We start from the raw sequence: 17,980 nt of genomic DNA on the forward strand, positions 1-17,980 counted from the left end.
TCATCAATAGACTATGGCTTTTTATAAGTTTTCAGTAACGGCGTGAGCAGCCATACAATGAAATTAAGGAACGACAAAAAGCGAGCGGCACGTGCAGAAAAATACCTGTACGTGCCGCTCGCTTTTGTTTGTTGTTTTTATGGAAAAGCCAAGCTTTTGATCAGGAGAACCGGAAGTCCGCGCGGGCGGCCTGCCGGACCGCCTGCTCCAGCAGTTTGGCGACCCGGCCGATGTCCGTAAGCTCAGCGCTCTCGCGCGGATTGTGGCTGATGCCGTCCTTGCAGGGGATGAAGAGCATGCCGACCTGGGTGTAATCGGCCCAGTGCATGGCATCGTGGCCGGCGCCGCTCGGCAGGGTCATGCAAGAAATGCCGTCCTTTTCGCAGAGCCCCGCGAGGAAGGATACCATCTCCCTGGAGATGGGCGCCGGTGTGCCGCAGCCGAGGTGCTCGATGGTCAGGGGGATGTGGCGCGCCGCAGCCGCCTGCCGGGCAAAATCCTCAATGTGCGCAGCGGCAGCAGCCTTGGCCTCGGCGGAAATGCTGCGAATATCGACGCCGATGGTCACTTCGCCGGGGATGACGTTCATGGCGCCCGGTTCGACGTCAACTGTACCGACTGTACCGACGACGGGCGGCTCCACATGCGATCTGGCCTCGCGCTCCACGGCCAGGATGATCTCCGCCGCGGCGCAGAGCCCGTCCGCGCGCAGATTCATGGGCGTGGCGCCGCTGTGGTCGGCACGGCCGTGCAGGTGAATGCGCATGCGTGTCGGCGCGGCGATGCCCGTGACGATGCCGATGTCCTTTTTCATGCTCTCGAGCACGCGGCCCTGCTCGATGTGTACCTCAAAGAAGGCCTTGAGCGGCTTGTCGTAGCGTGCGGATGCCAGCGCCTCGGGATGGAGATGGCGCGACAGCAGGGCCTCGCGCAGCGTCACGCCGTCCCTGTCTTTAAGGCGGGTCAGGTCCTCTTGCGTGAGCTTGCCGCGCATGGCCCGGCTGCCGAGCGTCGCCGCGCCGAAGCGGCTCGATTCCTCGCACATGAACAGGACGATCTCGAGCGGTGCATCCGTCTCGACGCCGTCTTCCTCGAGACTCTTGGCGACCTCGATGGCCGAGAGGATGCCGACGATCCCGTCGAAGTTGCCGCCGTGCGGCACACTGTCGCCGTGTGAACCGAACATGACGGCGGGCAGGTCCTCCCGTCTGCCCGCCCGGCGCGCGATGATGTTGCCGAAAGCATCCTCGCGGCAGGAGAGGCCGGCGTCCTTCATCAAAGACAAGAGATACGCGCGGCAGGCCCAGTCGCTGTCGGTAAACGCCAGCCGCATGATGCCGGCGCCGCTGTTTGGGGCCGTGAGCGAACGGATATGCGCGAGCCGTTCTTCGAGACGAGATGCAGATATCATAAAGAAACCCTCCTTGCAGCCATTGCTTTTGTTTCGTCAAACGGAACCGTATTCCAAAATATTGCGGATATTTTCATTATAGCATAAATGCGTTTGGTCGCGTGCAAGCTTGTAATCCAGGACCCGTCGATCAGGAAATAACTTCATTTGCATTTGCGGGTAAATCCATCTGAAAAGTGATGGCGCGTGTGATTGGCGATGCGCACGAGAGTCAGCATGACGGGGACTTCAGTCAGCACGCCGACGGTCGTCGCGAGGGCGGCCGGGCTCGTCACGCCGAACAGCGCGATGGCCACGGCAACGGCGAGTTCGAAAAAATTCGAAGCGCCGATGAAGCCGGCCGGCGCGGCAATGTCGAAGGGCAGATGCAGCATATAGCAGGCGCCATAGGTCAGGCCGAAAATCAGGAATGTCTGGAGAATGAGCGGCACGGCAATCAATACGATGTGCAGGGGATTCTCGAGGATGACCTGTGCCTGGGAGCTGAAGATGATGACGAGTGTCAGGAGCAGGCCCCAGGTTGTCACGCCGTCAAAGCGGTGTACAAAGACCTGGTCGAAGTAGGTCTGTCCCTTGCGGCGTATGACGGAAAGGCGTGTGAGGACGCCGCCAATCAGCGGGATGACGACGAAGAGGAAGATGCTCAGGAACAGCACATCGTAGGGCACCGTGACATGGGAGACGCCAAGCAGGAATTTGACGATTGGTACGAAGGCCACAAGGATGATCAGGTCATTCGTTGCGACCTGGATGACCGTGTAGGCGGGATTGCCATGCGTCAGTGTGCTCCAGACGAAGACCATGGCTGTGCACGGAGCCGCGCCCAGAAGAACGGCGCCGGCGAGATAGGCCGTCGCGAGATCTTCTGGCAGCAGTGCACGAAAGACGACAAAGAAGAAGACGCAGGCGAGCGCGTACATCGTGAACGGCTTGATGAGCCAGTTGGCAATCCAGGTCACAAAGAGGCCCTTCGGCGCCTGTCCGACGGCCTTGATACTCTCGAAGTCAACCTTCATCATCATCGGGTAAATCATGAGCCAGATCAGGATGGCAATCGGGATGGAGATGCCGTCGACCTGGAGTGTTGAGAAGAAGGCGGGCACAGACGGCAGGAAGTGGCCGATGGCGACGCCGACGATCATGCATAGAAGGACCCAGACGGTCAGATAACGCTGGAAGAAATTAATGCCGCTTGCTTGTTCATGCTGCATAGAAAACACCTCTAAATAAATAGATAGATAGAAATTTATAAATACATCATCTGAAGAAAAACTGCCGTTATTCACGGCAGTGGCAATCGGCGGCCGGGGCGTCCGGCGGCACTTCCTGGCCAAGCGCCTGGAGATAGGCGGCAATCTCATCGAGCGCCCTGGCCTGGCGTGTGTAGTAGATCCACTTGCCTTCCTTGCGGCTTGCGACAAGCCCCGCATCGCAGAGGATTTTCATGTGGTGCGAGAGTGTCGGCTGCGAGAGTGCCAGATTCTCGAGCAGTACGCAGGCGCACTGTTCTCCGCGTCCCAGGAGCTTTAGGATATGCAGCCGATTGACATCGGCCAATGCCTTGAGGACTTTGACGGGTTCAACAGGAATCATACCATCACCTCTTTATATATTGATATATTTCAATCTGATAAACATCAGTATAGGACGGACATGAGGCCGTGTCAAGTCTCGCAGGAAGATAGCACTACACGGTGCTATACAAAACTCTTGAATGAATATTTTCACATTAATCCTTCTTTCAATTAGAATATGTTGTGCTTTGTTTTTCATATGCTGATAAAATAATTCGGTACAAGAGCGCTGGAGTCCTACTTTTAAAGTAATGTTTTTGAAGGAGAATGAATATTTTTGGCGAATAAAATATAGGAAATTTATCACAATAATGCAAGGAGGAGACAGAAATGGAGCGTTTAGAAGAAATCCTGGCTGCCAACAAAGCATTTGTGGCACATGGCAAGCATGATTATACAGAGGAGGACATTGCCGCGAGCAAGCTGCCGAAAAAGAAAATGGCTATTTTCACCTGCATGGACACGAGGCTGACGGAGATTCTGGAGCCGGCCATGGGCATTCAGCGCGGTGATGCCAAAATCATCCGCACGGTCGGCAACTATCTCACTGGTGAATTTGACACGGTGATTCGCAGCCTGATGGTGGCGATCTATGAACTGGGCGTCGAAGAGATTTTTGTCGTCGGGCATTATGAATGCGGCATGGCCAAGACGACAGCAGACAGCCTCGCCGCTGCGATGCGTGCTCATGGCGTAAGTGAGAGCGCCATTGACAAGATCCATGGCGAGCTCGAGGCCTGGGCCAACGCGTTTCGCGACCCCGTCGAAAATGTCAAAGATGCCGTGGCCAAGATTGCCGGCAATCCTTACATCCCGAAGAACATCAAGGTGCACGGCCTGATGATTCATCCACGCACAGGAAAGCTCGATGTCATTCAGAACGCGTAAATATATACCTGATGGCTGGCGATGATAGCGGCGATGCCGAAGCGCATATTTTCCCTGCATCGCGAATCCGCAGATCTTCCAGCAGATGGCCGTTGATCGTCTCCATTCTTATGCGGCTTTACGGGCATTTGAGTGGTAAATAGGATTGTGTTCTAAACACCGATAGGCTATAATAAAAGTAGGAGGCGAGGAGCATGAGTGCGATTCTTGAGCAACTGATACAACGCAGGAAAGAACTGCATATCTCCCAGCAGGAAGTGGCCAAACGCATGAACACAGGACAGACGACAGTCGCCCGCATTGAGACGGGTGCCCGCTCACCAAAACTGGAAACCGTAGAACGATTTGCTCGGGCTTTAGGGTGTGACATCGTCTTGAAACGAAACGATTGATGCTGCTGAGGCAGGCTGGAGCAAGTAGAGGAGGGAGGCTTTTATGAATGAAGATAGCTTTTCCTATATCGTATATATGATTCATGCTTGCGCAGACCGCTGGAATACAACTCCATCAAAGGTCTACCAAGCAATAAAGAAAAGTGGATGCTTGGACGAATATCTGATTCCCTACTATGATATACTTCATACGCAGAGCACGGATTATATCGTGCATGATATCAGTGAGTTTCTGAAAAATAGGGGGATGACTGTATGATTGTTTACCATGGATCCAATATGATTGTAAATCACCCAGATGTCATCCATTCCTTTCGTGACCTGGATTTTGGACGGGGTTTTTATGTGACAACAAATAAGGATCAAGCTCAACGCTGGGCCAAGCGCAAAGCGCTCTTCGCTAAGGATTCAAAGCCGATTTTGAATGAATATGAAATGTCATCGAACATGGAGGGACTTAGCGTCAGGGACTTTGGGGATGATCTGGACACTTGGATTGACTTTGTATGTCAATGTCGTGATGGTAACTTAGCGTATCAGCAATATGACATCATCATAGGTAAGGTAGCAAATGATAAGGTGTTTCGTGTTGTTGATATGTATCATTCAGGAATCTGGGACAAAGAGCGTGCTTTAAAGGAAATTCGGGTATATCCAGGTTATGATCAGATTGCTTTCATTACAACGAGAGCAATCAATCGGGTCCTGGTGTTTATCAAAGCATCGGAGGTCGCTTCATGAACGAGGATACTATCGAAAAATTTTATCAGGAAGGATTAGAAGAGCGCCTGATATCATATCTCGCAAAAGAAAATGGTATTCCACTGGAAAAAGCTATGGATATTTACTACCGTAGCAATATGGCTCAACAGATTCATGAAGGGTCATATGGTGTGCAGTATCTGGATTATAAGGTGTTGGCAAGAATACTGATGATAACGGAATCTTACCTTTTTGAAAATGGATGCACGAAATCGAAGATTGGAAACTCATCCTGCACGCCAGAGATATCCTGAGACATCCTGCGTCGTGGCTTTGTCACACAAAATTGGCCAAATAGAATACTAGCAGAACGCATACAATGCCAGACCATACATTTAGCGATCACATAAATTACTTCCGATAAGTATAAATTATCGGAAGTTTTATTTTACCCAAAAACCAGCCGTAATTTTTACTTTTGGTATTACCATAACTATCTATTGAATACCTGTTTTCATCTTGCCGACATTCCTTGTAATCCTTGATATTACTTATTTTAACTGCAACTATTCCGTTTTGTCCCTCCAGTAATACCGTATAATACTACATAATACCAGTATTAGTATTACTCAAGTACTGTGACGAGTATTTCCCAAGGTGCAAATGTGTAAGCAACTGCATGGACATACAAAAAGCCATCCGGTCGCGTGTCGGCATGCATCGCGTGATGCGCCTTTGACTGGATGGCTTTTCCGTTATAATTATATGTATGGTATGGTTTTGTGAGGTTCAGTCTCTTTGGTCAGTTCTCGTGTCGGACTGGTATGCTGCCAGGAACCGGCTTCTGGCTTCGTGGCGGCTGTGCACGAGCTTTTCGATGAGGCGCTGCAGGCCCTCGTATTCCTGCTGGGTCAGGCTGGTTTCTTCCAGGAGCTGACAGGCGGCCTGCAGGAATGTGCGGACGTTTTTTCTGGCTTTTGCCTGTTCCGCCTCGTCCTGTGCCTCGTCCCGCACGTGCTCAGTTGTTTCCCGGTCCTGAGGCTTGTCTTGCTCATTTGAGGGCAAAAGGCTGCCGAAGGCCGTCTGGTATTCGTGCATGAGGATCTCGTAATCGTGGTCCGTCAGATGGCGGTACGCATACGTGCCCTGGCTGCGGCTGTCGGCGGCCAGTTCGTTCATGCTTTTGAGCGTGGCCTGGAAGTCGCGGTTGTAGAGCTTGCGGTTGAGATTGCCGGCCTGCTGCTGGTAGCGTCCCATGGCCTGTTCGAAGAGCTGCATGGCCGCGCGCAGCTCTTCAATCTTGGCAAAGGACTGCGAAAGCCCTTTCTGATGATGATGGATGACGGCGAAGGACTGTGCGCAGGCTTCGACCTGGCTCGTCAGGCGCTCGATGGCCTGTTCGCAGGCGGTGAAGCGGCCGTGCGTTTCCTCCATCCGGAGGTCTTGTTGTAACTTTTTTAGTGACGTCATGAAGTCATCGAGGCAGGCGTCGATGGCCGCAAGTCCCTCTTGATATGCCATCATGGCCTCGCAGGCGTCCTGCAGGGATATGGAGGGTGGCGAAGCCGTTGAAGCCGTTTTCGTATCGTTGCTGTTTGAGCCGTTATTTGCGTCGTTTGTATGATTCATTGTTTTCTGTCCCTTCTCTGCTGTCACTGCCGTTTGACTCACTGCCTGTCCCGGTCATTGCAAGCGGCTGCGCCGTCAGCTGCCGGACGGCGGCCCTGGCCCGCTCGATGCGCGAAAGGCTGTCCCTTGTCCCCTGCTGCACCTGCCGGTTCCACGCAAGGAGCGAAGCACCCGCAAAGTCGTAGCGGCCGAGGGCCGTTTGCAGGGCCTGATAAAACGCTGCGTCCCCGGGGCCGTAAGCTTCTTCCCAGGCGGTCCTGGCCTCCTGCAGCAGATGCGGCGCGCCTGCACGCGCGAGCAGGAAGGCCGCCACGAACTCGGGTCCCTCGATGTCCGGCTGATGCAGAAGCGCGGCGGCACCATTGCTGCGGCTGCGGCCATGGTCGCTCCAGCCGGCGGGGATTGCCGCATGCTATACAGGGCTGCGGCAAAATCGCCGCGGTTTTCCTGCACCTTGCCCCGGCAGTAGGCAATCATGTCGGGATCACTGCCCTCGCGCAGATAGATCTTGAGGGCCAGTTCGTACTGTCCGAAGTCCAGCGCGCGCTCGGCCGTCTCGAGACGCTCGTACTGGTCCCCCGCCGAAAGCCTGCTTTGAAGGCAAACGAGCCAGGTCTGGTGCTGATACGGGCTCGTATCGCCGAGGTCTGCCGCACAGTCGATGAGGCCGGCCGCTGCAGCTTCCTGCAGGAAGGCATAGCTGGGACTGCCGGGCCGTGCGTTTTCCTCATAGATCAGCAGGCCGCGGTTGGCCCGCGTCGCGCCGACGTAGAAGTATTTCCAGGCCATGGCGGGATCGAAGGCCATATCGCTGAGGATGTCGCAGAGCAGGACGGCCGGGTACTCCATGCCCTTGCAGGAGAGCACGTCGGTGACGGTATCCTCCGCCGTCATGCCGAAGCGGCCCTGCGTCCCGGCACCGGCACTGGCACTGGCACCGGCATTAAAATGAGAAAAGGCGAAAACGGGCATGAGGCTGCCCGGCTCGAGACGGCGCCAGAGGTCCTGCGTGAGCAGGCGGCGGTTCTTCTCCGACGGCAGGATCCAGACTGGCTTCCAGCCGGCAGGCGTCAGCGGCGGCACCTTAATCTGCTGCAGCTCGGCTTCCTTGAAGGTCAGGATGTGGCGCTTGCGGAAGTGCTGCAGGATCATGTCCTGGAACGCGATGATGCTGCGGCTCGAACGGTAATTGTAGCGCAGATAGCGTGGCCGGCAGGCCTCTTCCGGCAGCATGCGCCCATGCATGGCATCGAGGCGGTTCAGCGTCGTGCGCATCCACGACTCCTCGAAGTATGTGGGCTGCACCATCTGGCAGCGGTCCGAAGCCAAACGCTTCGCGCGCGTGCCGCAAAGCAGCTTGAAGATCGCCAGAAGCTCGCGCTGCGTGAGGTCCTGGCATTCGTCGATAAAGGCGGAGGTATAGGCGGCCGCCTCAGGCGCCGGGGCCCGGAGAATCAGGCTGGCCACGTCGTTGTCGTCGAGCAGGCCGTGGCGTTTGAGGTACGCCTGATACGCGGCAAAGACGCGGTAAAGCGCGCGGACCCAGAAGGCGTCGCGGCGGCTTGCCTTTTTCTCACGCATGAGGAGCTGCTGGTATTCGTCTGCGGTCAGGAACGCGAGCAGCGGCTCTCTTGCGTCACCCGCGCCCGCCTTTTCGCCCCCGTCCGCCGGCAGGCGCGCCGCGCCCTTGATGATGCCGTGGATCTCGCGCCAGGCCATGAGCAGCGTCGCTTCTTCCTCGCCGCGGGCCTCGGCCGGCCAGAACTGCCGCCAGTCCACCTGCTCCTGCCAGAAGCGGCGGAAGACCGTCAGGCTCTGCGCCGCGTTCAGCAGGCAGCGCTCGGGCAGGCGCGGATACCGCTCCTTGACGTGCTGGCGCAGGAACGCAAACGTCGTCATGATGACGGGCTCCCCGTCCGGCTGCTGCGGCGCGTCCGGACGCATGACATCCTGCCGGAATTCATAGGCAAGGGTGTAGACGAGGTTCTCGGACATCGTCAGATAGAGGCAGCGATGGCCGGGCCTCTGCCATTCGTCCTGGATCCACTTGAGCCCGACGACCGACTTGCCCGCGCCGGCATTGCCGACAATCGAGAGATTCGAAGCCGCCTCGGCCTGCCTGCCCTCTGCAAGCAGCGACTGCTGCACCTCGTCGTAGACGAAATGCTGCGGCGTCGCGAGGTATTCGCCGAAAGAAAGCGCCTTGTCCCGCTCGTGCACCGCCTGCCAGGATTCGAGCTGCTGCAGGAAATCGTCGACGTCGTAATACACGTAGCCGATGCTCTTGCCGCGAATCTTGCGGATGTCGACCATCTGGCGGTCGTGGCTGCTCAGGGCCAGCAGCGTCAGGATGCCGTCCTGATAGACCATGCTGAGGCGGTGGTCGCCGATGCGGCGCTTGAAGACGCGCTTGCCCCTGGCTCCTGCCACGAGTTTGAAGTCGTTGCCCGCCGCCTGGCGCTCGCCCGTGAAGATGCGTTCCATCTTGCGCAGGCGCGGCAGGAAGGATTTGCGGAAGCGTTCCTGATACGCGCGCGGCACATGGCGGAAAATATGCTTGTCAAACTGGATGCCGCGAAAGAGGCCCTGTCCCGGCTTTTTGCCGCCATCGCCCGCAGCAGCAAAACCGCGGCGAGGCGTGCCGTCAGGCAAGGCCTCTCTTCCCCGCCCTGCAGGGGCTGTGTCCGCCCTGGCCGCGGGATGATCGCCCCGGGATGCGTCAGCCGGCGCCGAGGCTGCCTTCGCCCCAGGCGCCGCTGGTGTTGCCGGCGTCATCATGGCCGGCGAGAGCGGCCCATGTCCCGGCAAAGCGGCATGAGCTGCCGGCATCGAGGGGGCAGGCTGCGCCGTCTCCCTGGCGGCGGCTCGCGCGAGCTCCTCTTGGCGCCTGGCGCGCAGCCAGGCCAGCACATCGTCGAGCTCCCTGCCCGTATAGAGCACCTGCAGCTCCCGCCCGGACGCTGATGATCCCCCAGTGGCCGCGTCAAACGCCTCGACCGTGAACTGACGCCCCCTGCGGCAGACGGCATACCGGATTGTCTCGCCGCGCGGCCAGCCGCAGGCCAGGAGCCATGCTTCAGCCGTGCCCTTGCTCGTGAATTCACACGAAAGCGCGTGCGGGAAGCCTTCAGAGGCCCGGCGCGCTTCTTCCGCCGTCCGGAACAGGCCGGTTTCCCAGCCCCGGGCCACGGCAAAATACGCATGATCCGAGCCGAATGCCCGCTTCTCCTCATCTGTCTCCGCCTGCAGCGGTGCGTAATGCGCCTCGTACGCGAGCCGCCCCCAGACGAGGCGGAAGAGGCGCCGCACGGCCCTGCGGTTTTCCTTATCCACCGGGCAGGCGGCAAGATACCGGTCCTCCCAGTCGGCAGGCATATGATGGGACGTTTCCATGCGCGTGCGGATGAACGCCTCCATTTCCTCGTAAAGGGTCCAGTCCGGATGTGCGAAGCCCTCCTGCAGGCGCAGGGCGGGCGGAAGCTCCGCGCGGCAGGCCAAAAGCTCATGTTCCCGCCGCTCGGAAAGTGTCTCGAGCCGGTGCTCACGCCGCTTGAGATGCCCAAAAGCCTCGGCAAGGGCCGCACCGATCGGCTTTTCCCAGCAGACGGCCAGCAGAAGATGCATGCCGTCTGCCACGTCATAGACGCCAAAGCGCGGCAGAGGTGCCATGTTCTCCTGCGGCCTAGCCTGTACGATCAGCCGGCCGCCCGCGCTGCCTGCCGGCATTTCCGGCTGATGGGATGAAGACGCGGCGGCCGAAAGCGCCTCAAAAAGCGCCCGACCGTCTGCGGCGAGCCTTGCGGCCTGCTCGGGATAACGCAGGCAGGCAAGGTACGGGCGTGTCTGCCAAGAACGGCCAGCCGTATCTGCGGCCGACTGCGCGCCTTCGTGGTCAGGCTCTACAAAAAGCGCACACGTCATTTGCGCAAGGGCCTGTTCGCAGCATTCCCGCCGGGCGCGCCAGCCTGGCTCGCAGCCCGACGCCGTCAAGCGCAGCTTGCCAGCTTCCCAGGCCGTCTGGGTCGCCTGCAAGATCTCCTGAAGCTTTGGCCAGCCCGCTTCGTCAAAGTCACGTTTAGCCGCCAGCGCGCGCTGCCAGAAGAGTTGCGGCAGGCGCCGGGCAATGGGCAGCAGAGCCTGCCAGTCCGGCCCCTGCCCTTCTGTGTCAGCCCCTTTCGCCTCATTCCACACGGCCTGCCAGCGCGCAGCCATCGCCTCGAAAAAGGACGAAAGCCCCTCGCCTGTCAGTTGTTCTTCCGCCGAACGTCCTGCGCGGATCACGGCCAGCGCCGCCAAAGCCAGGTAAGCATCCGGCAGCGAACGCGTGTCGAGCCCCGGCAGCACGGCACAGGCCTGGGCCAGCACCACATCAGAAGATGCTGGCCCGGGCTGGCTCTCCCCGCCCGCCGCAGCCGCTGCAATCATGGCAGCCGTCTCCGCAGCCGACGGCTCTGCCAGTTCGCCCGCCTCTCTCTCCGGTGCCAGGAGGGCAGCCGCATCCTTCTGCACGCGGCGCCGGAAGCGTTCCGCCGTGCTCATGTGCGCGGCGTTGTACGTCCGGGCAAAGGCCGCACGCTGCGCCTCGCCGCCCGCGGCCGCGCGCACGAGCTGCGGATACCTCTCATCGTACGCCAACCACTGCTGCGCGCGTGCCATATATTCCTGCAAAGCGCCGCGGTACAGGGAGGGAATGCGGTAGGCCTTACCGAAGGACGCGGCCAGCTGCTTGGCCGACTGCCGGCGAAAATTCGGCCAGTCCTCCCGCAGCAGCGCGGCAAGCGCAGTGAGCAGCCTGCGTTCCTCCTCCGCCAGCGACGGCGGGAACGTATCTTGCGCCTTGCCGTCAGACCCCTTGGCAGCCTGCGGCGGCATGCACGCCGCATCGCCATCAGCCGCATCGGCGCGCTGAGGAAACGCCGTCCCGGGCATCACCGCATACGGCCGGTCGTATGCCGCCCGCATGACATCGGCTGCCAGCGCAGCCAGAGCCTTTCCATTCGACTGCGCCGCCTGCGCCGGCTCAGGCAGGGCGAGGACCGGCACGGGCAGCCCCTCGCCCAGGTCACAGACGAGCAGACAGGAAGCGGCAGCCTGCCCCGCTGCCGCCCGCTCGGCCACCTCCGCCCATTCGCGTCCCGTGAGGACGGCTGCGAGCAGCCTCGCGTCGGCGCGGCTCCGCGCATAAAGCAGGACATCCTTTCCCTGCGACAAGCAGGCTGTATACGAAAGCCCCAGAAAGACCGATGCCGTGCCGTCCGGCAGATACCGGCACAGAGCAGCAGCCAGGGAGACATCCCCCGCCTGCCGCGCACCATGCTGCAGCATCCCCATTTTCCGTTCACTGGTTCGTTTTGATAGCGATCGTTGATGTTTTTTCATAGCAAGATCCAATCCTTTAGCAGTTCTTATTTATAGTATACCGCAGGGCCTGTCCTTCCCACAAGGATGGCCGGGGCCCAATCCCTTCCTTCCCAGGCCTTCCCAGAAAAAGAAACAGCCCTTGGAGCGCCATATCCTCCAAGGGCTGTTTTGTTCCTGTTACATGTTGCAGAGGCGTGGAGCCGTTGCTTTCACCGAATGCCTTTCATCGTGCAGTAATCCTCGATGCCCTTCACGACGGGCGCGAAATTCTCCGCGACATTCGCGATGCGCACGACCCGGTACTGGCCGTCCGGCTGCCGCAAAAGCGTAAGCTTCAGCTGCATCTTCGGCACGAGCTGGCCGTATGCGCTGGAATCGCCCGTGATCTCGACGAGCGCGCTGGCCTGCGCCCCATCCTTCTCGGGTGTGACCGTGAGAAGCTCCGCCTTGTAATGCGGCACGATATCCTGAGCTTCCTTTGCCACAAAGGCCGCGTCGTCCATATCGTCGGCATTGGGCACGATGGCATCCGGCTGCAGGAAGAGGCTCCAGGCGCGCTGCATGAGCTCTAAATCCTGCGTGCGGCGTTCGGCGATATAGTGCTCCATGAACGTCGTATCGTGGCAGAAAAACCAGTCCTGCGGGTACATCGCATGAAGCTTCTCAATGTCGCGCGCCAGGATGGCCGTGCTCTCATCGTAGGCCGACGCCGCGATGGCATCGATGTCGGCGTAGCGCGCAATCGCCTTCTCGTCGCGCTCCGCGATACCTGTCATCAGCGCCTGCATCGCGTATTCCGGCGTGCGCTTTGACTCATACCGGTACCCGCTGACGCCAATCATGACGAGCACGAGCAGCAGGATGCCGGCGATGAGGCGGTGGTTCTTTTTGGCAAACATAATTGTCCTCCCAAGCGAAGTGTCAATCAGCTGGCGCCGCCTTCGTTGTTGGCTTCGCCGCTGCTCCAGACCTTCTGGGCGTAGACGGCGTTGAAGAGCAGGGCTGCCTGCAGGGCGACCTGCGAGAGGTTGGCGCCGAGCGTGCCGATCGTGTTGTCGCCCATCATCATCTGGACCGAGAGAATCGACCAGTACAGGAAGTTCGCGATGTTGACGAAAATCCAGAGCGACCAGTTCTCGTTGTACTTGAGGACGTAGAGGATCTGCGCGATGAAGCTGATGACGAAGTTGATGGAATCGAAATACGGCAGCTGGCCGCCGACGCCGGCGAGCACCCACCAGCCGATGGCCCAGGCGATGAAGGCGCCGAAGAACGCCTTCTTGCGCGTGCCGGGCTGGAACGAATGCGTCTCCTCCTGGCGGCCCCAGAGATACCAGCCAATCGGCTGCGAGATGACGTAGACGATATCCATCGCAAACGAGCCGTAGGCATGGCTGATCCAGGCGATGTACGTCATGGCCACGCACTGGATGAAGCCGAAGATGAACGAGATCTTGCGGCCCTTCATGCCGTAGACGAGGCAGATGACGCCGGCCACGCCCGAGATCATGCCGATCGGGCTGTCCGGCACGATGGCGAAGACCACGAGCTGCAGCAGGATCAGCACGGAGACGTAGGCGACTTCAAATTTCTTCCAATGCGTGAAGAGCTGGCTGTAGAGCCAGCTGTGTTTTGTTGCGGTCATAGGGTTATGCCTCCAGTTCGGTATCGGTCAGGATGTTCAGGGCCGCAAGGAGCGACGCGCGCTCGCCCGCGGCCACGAGCTCGGCACTGTTGACGAGGCTGTTGACGCCCTCGGCGAGGTCCCCCTGATAGAGCACGACGTTGTTGAGGATGGACAGCGTCTCCATGCCGCGCAGCCGCCCGATGACCATGAGGATGCCCGACTCCATGTCGTCGGCCTTGATGCCCTTCTTCGACCAGAAGGCCTCGACCTCGGCGTTGTCGTCCATGTAGAAGCCGTCATGCGAGCGCACGATGCCGTAGGTGGCATCGGGGGTGTTGTCACTGTCTTTATTTTACTACGATTTTCCGGCGTGCGCAAAAACTGCGGACGTGTTCAAGCCCCGGCCGCCGGCATTGACAGCGGGAACCCGGAAACGCTAGAATGAAAGGTACAACTTGATGCAAACACACAAAGGAAGCGATATACATGCAAAAACAAAAAGCCGGCATGGCCGCGGCGCTCGGGACCTACATTCTCTGGGGCCTGCTGCCGCTCTACTGGAACCTCCTGGCCGCAGCCACGGCCGATGAGATCCTCGCACAGCGCGCCTGCTGGTCCTTTCTCTTCATGCTGCTCGTGCTCGTCATCACGAGGCGCTGGCAGGCCTTTAAGCGCGACTGCCGCGAACTCTGGCGCGACAAAAAGCGCGGCCTGCTGCTCATCGCCGCAGCCGTCCTCATCACGCTGAACTGGCTCACCTACATCTGGGCCGTCAACAACAACCACGTCATCGATACGAGCATCGGCTACTACATCAATCCGCTCATGAGCGTCCTCTTTGGCGTCATCTTCTTCCGCGAGCGGCTGACGGCGTCCAAGAAAGTCAGCTTCGCTCTTGCGGCCATCGGCATCCTGCTCATGACGTACGAGCTCGGCAAACTGCCGTGGATTTCCGTGGCGCTGGCCCTGACGTTTGCCGTGTACGGCGCCGTCAAGAAAAAGCTGCACCTCGCGCCGTTCTCGAGCATCACGCTTGAGACCCTGCTGATGCTGCCGGCGGCCATCCCCTACACCATCTTCCTCATGCAGACGCCGCAGAGCCACTTCGGCCCGGCGTTCCCGCTCCTGACGCTGCTGCTGGCCGGCACGGGCGTCATCACGGCCGTCCCGCTGCTGCTCTTTTCCTATGCGGCCAACACCCTGCCGCTAAACGTGCTGGGCTTCTTCCAGTATCTGAGCCCGACGGTTGCCCTGCTGCTCGGCATTTTCTTCTTCCACGAGCCGTTCGGCCTCCAGCAGCTCTTCGCCTTCGGCTTCATCTGGGCGGCCCTCCTGATCTTCACGCTGTCCGAGAGCCTGCATCACCGCGCAGCCAAGCCGCCCGAAACCGCACCCTCTGAATGAAAACAGCCCCCGGAGAGATGAAATGCCCGCTGCTCCTGCCGCAGGGAATCCAAATCCAACTCCTATAGAAAGAGGTATATCATGGACACTGAACTACAGCCGCAGGCGTCCGTGTCGACGCTCAGCATGACCCTCGGTCTCTTCGCGCTGGGCATCGCCTGGCGCAACGCGGCCCTCCTGCTCGACTTCCCCGCTGCCATCGGCGAAGGCATCCTTGGCGCAACCGGTCTGCTCTGGCTTTTCCTGCTGCTGCGCTATATCAGGCAGGTCATAACGAGCACGAACGGCGCCGCCCGCGAATGTATCCTGCAGCTGGGGAATCCCTTCCTGACGCTCGTGCCGATCACCACGAGCCTCGCGGCCGTGGCCCTGCGCCCATATGCCCCTTTTCCCGCCTGCATCCTGCTGCTCCTGGGCGTAGCCGGACAGCTCCTCTTCAGCTCGTACCACATCGGCGGCCAGTGGCACGGCAGGACCCCCGCCGAAATGGAGACGCCGGCCATGTACATGCCGACAATCGGCGCCAACTTCGCCTCCGCCATCGCACTCGGCGCCTTCGGGTACGCACACTGGGGCTATCTGTTCTTCGGTGCCGGCTTCCTGTCGTGGATGAGCCTGGAATCCTCCTTTCTCCATCACCTGCGCGCCGATGAACCCCTGCACCCGCAGAAACGCCCGCTGCTCGGCATCCAGCTCGCGCCGTCCTTCGTCGGCAGCTCGGCCTACCTGTCCTGCAACGGCGGGCAGATCGACGCCGTCGTGCTCGGCCTCGTCGGCTACGGCCTGCTCAACCTGCTGTTCATGGCACGCCTCATGACCTGGGTCCTGCGCGTCGGCCTCTCGATGTCGCTCTGGGCCTTCTCCTTCGCCATGGCCTCCATGGTCAACGTCGGCTTCCGTATCTGGCATGCGGGCTTTGACGACTCCTTTGTGCTGCTCGGGCAGTTCTTCACCATCTTCGGTACCACCGTCATCTTGCTGCTGCTCGCCGAGACGGCCCTGCTCCTCGCCCGTTCCTTTTCAAAACAATAAGCGGCCCCCGTATTTGACTTCTCCCTCCTCTTGTATTACAATGTATTACAAAGGGAGGGATTTTTATGACCGTATCCGTTCGATTGAATGATAATGACGCCATGCTCTTCCGCAAATACGCTGAGATGCATGGCATCTCCATGTCGGAGCTCGTGCGACGCTCTGTCCTGGAGCGGATCGAAGATGACTTCGACATGAAATGCTATGAAAAGGCCATGCAGGAATACCGAAAGGACCCGAAGACCTATACGCTCGATGAAGTGGAAAAGGAGCTGGGCCTCGCATGACCTATCACGTGCTTTTCACTGCAGCTGCCAAGAAATCACTGAAGAAAATGGACCGTCACACCGCCGCCCTAATCCTCGGTTGGATTCGCAAGAATCTGGAAGGCTGCGAGAATCCCCGTCAGCACGGCAAGGGGCTTACCTCAAACCGCAGCGGCGAATGGCGGTATCGTGTCGGTGATTATCGCCTGATTGCTGACATCCAGGATGAAAACGTCGTGATCCTGATGCTTGAGATTGGGCACCGCCGAGACATCTATTCCTGATGCCCAACCATCAAGTAGAAGAGCGGTCATTCGTTGGCCGGGCGCAAGAAAAAGGAAGCAGCCTGTCTATCAAAGACAATGGCTGCTTCCTTTTTTCTGTTGTATCTATTCTTCGCACCCCAAATATACATTCATCAGCTGTTCTATCGCCGTCTGATCCGCTGCGCCCATGGTTTCGCGTGCGGAATGCATGGCTAAGATGGGAACACCGATATCCATGGTACGAATTGGCAATTGAGCGGATAAAATAGAACCCAGCGTTGACCCACCGGGAATATCCGAGCGATTGACATAATACTGATATGGAATCTGATGCTCTGCACAGAGTGCGCTAACGATGCCAATGGCTTCCGCATCGCCCGCATATGATTGGCTGCAGGCCATTTTTAAGGTCACGCCTCCATTGAGTACCGGGAAATTCGTTACATCATTTTTCTCCGGATAATTGGGATGGAAGGCATGTGCCACATCCAAAGACAAGAAGAATCCACCAGCGAGTTTCCGCTCATACAGTTCTCCCGATGGATCCATCTTGCTGTAAATCCGCTTCAGGATCATGGGGAGAATCTGAGAAGCTGCCCCCTGCTTCGTGCGGCTGCCAACTTCCTCATTATCGAAAAGCGCGATGACAGACAGGCCATTTTTACTAGTGCCATTCAGCATACCGGTCAGGCAAGCCTTCACTGAAGTCAGATTATCCAAACGAGGCGAAGATAGAAACTCGTTCCTGGCTCCCAGTAAACAAGGTTCCTCCCAAGGATAAACGGTAAGATCATAAGAAAGGATCTCTTCTTTTGGGCAGCCAGCCGCTTCCGCCAAACAAGACAAGACATATTTTTCGTCGAGATTGTCCCCCAGCATCGTCATGAGCGGCAGCATATCTTTCTGGGGATTGAGTTCCACCCCTTTATTGACCGCCCGGTTCATATGGATGGCCAGGCGCGGGATTGTCATAACAGGACGCTGCAGATCGACCAAGCGGGTATTCGGTGCATAGGGATCCTCTGTTTTCAAGACGACCTTGCCTGCCAGGGACAAGGGGCGGTCCAGCCAGCTTTCCCGGATCATACCGCCGTAAATCTCGACATTGACTTTCCCGTAACCGCGCACAGCCACTTCCGCCGAAGGCTTTACGCGCAGGCAGGGAAAATCCGTATGAGCCGTAGCCAGATGCAACGGACCATCTTCTTCACCCAAACGGAACGCAATCAGGGTAGAACCATACACCTTGACGAAATAGGCACCACCTTGATGAAGCTGCCAGGCATCTTTAAGATCCAGTTCCAAAAATCCCGCCTGTTTCAGTTTTCTGCTGCAACAGTCCACCACATGATACGGTGATGTACCGCTTTTAATGAACGCGAATAACTCTGTTATAGCCTCGTCTTTCATCTGATTCCCTTCTTTTGC

Annotated in this window: 18 protein-coding genes; 9 read left to right on the forward strand and 9 right to left on the reverse strand. The window is 58.4% G+C overall.

Features of this window, described 5'->3' with window-relative positions; translation table 11 throughout:
* Positions 1 to 160: 160 nt before the first annotated feature.
* The 3 genes from DWX75_RS08095 to DWX75_RS12305 form a co-directional block, all read right to left on the reverse strand.
* A complete protein-coding gene (locus tag DWX75_RS08095) occupies positions 161 to 1,411 on the reverse strand; it encodes a M20 family metallo-hydrolase (protein WP_118015831.1) in 1,251 nt (416 codons plus the stop codon).
* A gap of 143 nt (positions 1,412 to 1,554) precedes the next feature.
* Complete coding sequence (gene arsB, locus DWX75_RS08100) at positions 1,555 to 2,622, reverse strand: ACR3 family arsenite efflux transporter (RefSeq protein WP_118015832.1); 1,068 nt, start codon at positions 2,620 to 2,622, stop codon at positions 1,555 to 1,557.
* Between the two features lie 67 nt (positions 2,623 to 2,689).
* A complete protein-coding gene (locus tag DWX75_RS12305) occupies positions 2,690 to 3,004 on the reverse strand; it encodes a helix-turn-helix transcriptional regulator (RefSeq protein ID WP_118015833.1) in 315 nt (104 codons plus the stop codon).
* 311 nt (positions 3,005 to 3,315) lie between these two features.
* Here DWX75_RS12305 and DWX75_RS08110 point away from each other — a divergent pair, with 311 nt between their 5' ends.
* The 5 genes from DWX75_RS08110 (at position 3,316) to DWX75_RS08130 (ending at position 5,281) form a co-directional block, all read left to right on the forward strand.
* The gene (locus DWX75_RS08110; protein ID WP_118015834.1) at positions 3,316 to 3,873 is read left to right on the forward strand and encodes a carbonic anhydrase; all 558 of its coding nucleotides are present in this window, start codon (positions 3,316 to 3,318) and stop codon (positions 3,871 to 3,873) included.
* 194 nt (positions 3,874 to 4,067) lie between these two features.
* Positions 4,068 to 4,265: a helix-turn-helix domain-containing protein gene (locus DWX75_RS08115; protein ID WP_118015835.1), complete on the forward strand. Its 198-nt coding sequence runs from the start codon at positions 4,068 to 4,070 to the stop codon at positions 4,263 to 4,265.
* A gap of 43 nt (positions 4,266 to 4,308) precedes the next feature.
* The gene (locus DWX75_RS08120) at positions 4,309 to 4,524 is read left to right on the forward strand and encodes a DUF3791 domain-containing protein (RefSeq protein WP_118015836.1); all 216 of its coding nucleotides are present in this window, start codon (positions 4,309 to 4,311) and stop codon (positions 4,522 to 4,524) included.
* Positions 4,521 to 5,006 (forward strand): DUF3990 domain-containing protein, encoded by a 486-nt coding sequence (locus DWX75_RS08125; protein WP_118015837.1) that lies wholly within the window; start codon positions 4,521 to 4,523, stop codon positions 5,004 to 5,006. The genes DWX75_RS08120 and DWX75_RS08125 overlap by 4 nt, the downstream gene beginning before the upstream one ends.
* On the forward strand, positions 5,003 to 5,281 hold the full coding sequence (locus DWX75_RS08130) for a hypothetical protein (protein ID WP_118015838.1): 279 nt from the start codon (positions 5,003 to 5,005) through the stop codon (positions 5,279 to 5,281). Before DWX75_RS08125 ends, DWX75_RS08130 begins: the two co-directional genes overlap by 4 nt.
* Positions 5,282 to 5,756: 475 nt before the next feature.
* On the opposite strand, the gene DWX75_RS08135 is transcribed toward DWX75_RS08130, so the two are convergent.
* From DWX75_RS08135 to DWX75_RS08155, 5 genes are all read right to left on the reverse strand, one after another.
* Positions 5,757 to 6,596: a hypothetical protein gene (locus DWX75_RS08135; RefSeq protein ID WP_118015839.1), complete on the reverse strand. Its 840-nt coding sequence runs from the start codon at positions 6,594 to 6,596 to the stop codon at positions 5,757 to 5,759.
* 75 nt (positions 6,597 to 6,671) lie between these two features.
* Positions 6,672 to 11,921 (reverse strand): viroplasmin family protein, encoded by a 5,250-nt coding sequence (locus DWX75_RS08140; RefSeq protein ID WP_158558780.1) that lies wholly within the window; start codon positions 11,919 to 11,921, stop codon positions 6,672 to 6,674.
* Positions 11,922 to 12,166: 245 nt separating this feature from the next.
* Positions 12,167 to 12,856 (reverse strand): hypothetical protein, encoded by a 690-nt coding sequence (locus DWX75_RS08145; RefSeq protein WP_118015841.1) that lies wholly within the window; start codon positions 12,854 to 12,856, stop codon positions 12,167 to 12,169.
* 26 nt (positions 12,857 to 12,882) lie between these two features.
* Positions 12,883 to 13,602, reverse strand: a complete 720-nt coding sequence (pnuC, locus tag DWX75_RS08150) for a nicotinamide riboside transporter PnuC (RefSeq protein WP_118015842.1) — start codon at positions 13,600 to 13,602, stop codon at positions 12,883 to 12,885.
* Between the two features lie 4 nt (positions 13,603 to 13,606).
* Entirely contained in the window at positions 13,607 to 13,870 is a 264-nt protein-coding gene (locus DWX75_RS08155) for a hypothetical protein (RefSeq protein WP_199497556.1), read from the reverse strand.
* Positions 13,871 to 14,070: 200 nt separating this feature from the next.
* On the opposite strand from DWX75_RS08155, the gene rarD reads away from it, so the two are divergent.
* The 4 genes from rarD to DWX75_RS08175 all read left to right on the forward strand — a co-directional run bounded on the left by rarD (position 14,071) and on the right by DWX75_RS08175 (position 16,570).
* Complete coding sequence (gene rarD / locus DWX75_RS08160) at positions 14,071 to 14,988, forward strand: EamA family transporter RarD (protein WP_118015843.1); 918 nt, start codon at positions 14,071 to 14,073, stop codon at positions 14,986 to 14,988.
* Between the two features lie 81 nt (positions 14,989 to 15,069).
* Positions 15,070 to 16,020 carry a dicarboxylate transporter/tellurite-resistance protein TehA gene (locus DWX75_RS08165; RefSeq protein WP_118015844.1) on the forward strand — a complete coding sequence of 317 codons (951 nt, stop codon included), beginning with the start codon at positions 15,070 to 15,072 and terminating at the stop codon, positions 16,018 to 16,020.
* A 65-nt stretch (positions 16,021 to 16,085) separates the two neighbouring features.
* Positions 16,086 to 16,307, forward strand: a complete 222-nt coding sequence (relB, locus tag DWX75_RS08170; RefSeq protein WP_118015845.1) for a type II toxin-antitoxin system RelB family antitoxin — start codon at positions 16,086 to 16,088, stop codon at positions 16,305 to 16,307.
* Positions 16,304 to 16,570: a type II toxin-antitoxin system RelE/ParE family toxin gene (locus DWX75_RS08175; protein WP_118015846.1), complete on the forward strand. Its 267-nt coding sequence runs from the start codon at positions 16,304 to 16,306 to the stop codon at positions 16,568 to 16,570. The genes relB and DWX75_RS08175 overlap by 4 nt, the downstream gene beginning before the upstream one ends.
* 105 nt (positions 16,571 to 16,675) lie before the next feature.
* Here the strand turns inward: DWX75_RS08175 and DWX75_RS08180 are convergent, their stop codons facing one another.
* Positions 16,676 to 17,962 (reverse strand): M18 family aminopeptidase, encoded by a 1,287-nt coding sequence (locus tag DWX75_RS08180; protein WP_118015847.1) that lies wholly within the window; start codon positions 17,960 to 17,962, stop codon positions 16,676 to 16,678.
* Positions 17,963 to 17,980 lie beyond the last annotated feature (18 nt).

The sequence above is a fragment of the Mitsuokella sp. AF21-1AC genome (assembly GCF_003458855.1).
GTDB lineage: Bacteria > Bacillota > Negativicutes > Selenomonadales > Selenomonadaceae > Mitsuokella.

Coding starts and splice junctions, on each gene's coding strand:
- DWX75_RS08125 (WP_118015837.1), top strand. CDS start 4,521: ATGATTGTTTACCATGGATCCAATATGATTGTAAATCACCCAGATGTC.
- DWX75_RS08095 (WP_118015831.1), bottom strand. CDS start 1,411: ATGATATCTGCATCTCGTCTCGAAGAACGGCTCGCGCATATCCGTTCG.
- DWX75_RS08110 (WP_118015834.1), top strand. CDS start 3,316: ATGGAGCGTTTAGAAGAAATCCTGGCTGCCAACAAAGCATTTGTGGCA.
- DWX75_RS08115 (WP_118015835.1), top strand. CDS start 4,068: ATGAGTGCGATTCTTGAGCAACTGATACAACGCAGGAAAGAACTGCAT.
- DWX75_RS08120 (WP_118015836.1), top strand. CDS start 4,309: ATGAATGAAGATAGCTTTTCCTATATCGTATATATGATTCATGCTTGC.
- DWX75_RS08175 (WP_118015846.1), top strand. CDS start 16,304: ATGACCTATCACGTGCTTTTCACTGCAGCTGCCAAGAAATCACTGAAG.
- DWX75_RS08165 (WP_118015844.1), top strand. CDS start 15,070: ATGGACACTGAACTACAGCCGCAGGCGTCCGTGTCGACGCTCAGCATG.
- DWX75_RS08130 (WP_118015838.1), top strand. CDS start 5,003: ATGAACGAGGATACTATCGAAAAATTTTATCAGGAAGGATTAGAAGAG.
- DWX75_RS08140 (WP_158558780.1), bottom strand. CDS start 11,921: ATGCTGCAGCATGGTGCGCGGCAGGCGGGGGATGTCTCCCTGGCTGCT.
- rarD (WP_118015843.1), top strand. CDS start 14,071: ATGCAAAAACAAAAAGCCGGCATGGCCGCGGCGCTCGGGACCTACATT.
- DWX75_RS08145 (WP_118015841.1), bottom strand. CDS start 12,856: ATGTTTGCCAAAAAGAACCACCGCCTCATCGCCGGCATCCTGCTGCTC.
- DWX75_RS08155 (WP_199497556.1), bottom strand. CDS start 13,870: ATGGACGACAACGCCGAGGTCGAGGCCTTCTGGTCGAAGAAGGGCATC.
- relB (WP_118015845.1), top strand. CDS start 16,086: ATGACCGTATCCGTTCGATTGAATGATAATGACGCCATGCTCTTCCGC.
- DWX75_RS08180 (WP_118015847.1), bottom strand. CDS start 17,962: ATGAAAGACGAGGCTATAACAGAGTTATTCGCGTTCATTAAAAGCGGT.
- DWX75_RS12305 (WP_118015833.1), bottom strand. CDS start 3,004: ATGATTCCTGTTGAACCCGTCAAAGTCCTCAAGGCATTGGCCGATGTC.
- pnuC (WP_118015842.1), bottom strand. CDS start 13,602: ATGACCGCAACAAAACACAGCTGGCTCTACAGCCAGCTCTTCACGCAT.
- arsB (WP_118015832.1), bottom strand. CDS start 2,622: ATGCAGCATGAACAAGCAAGCGGCATTAATTTCTTCCAGCGTTATCTG.
- DWX75_RS08135 (WP_118015839.1), bottom strand. CDS start 6,596: ATGAATCATACAAACGACGCAAATAACGGCTCAAACAGCAACGATACG.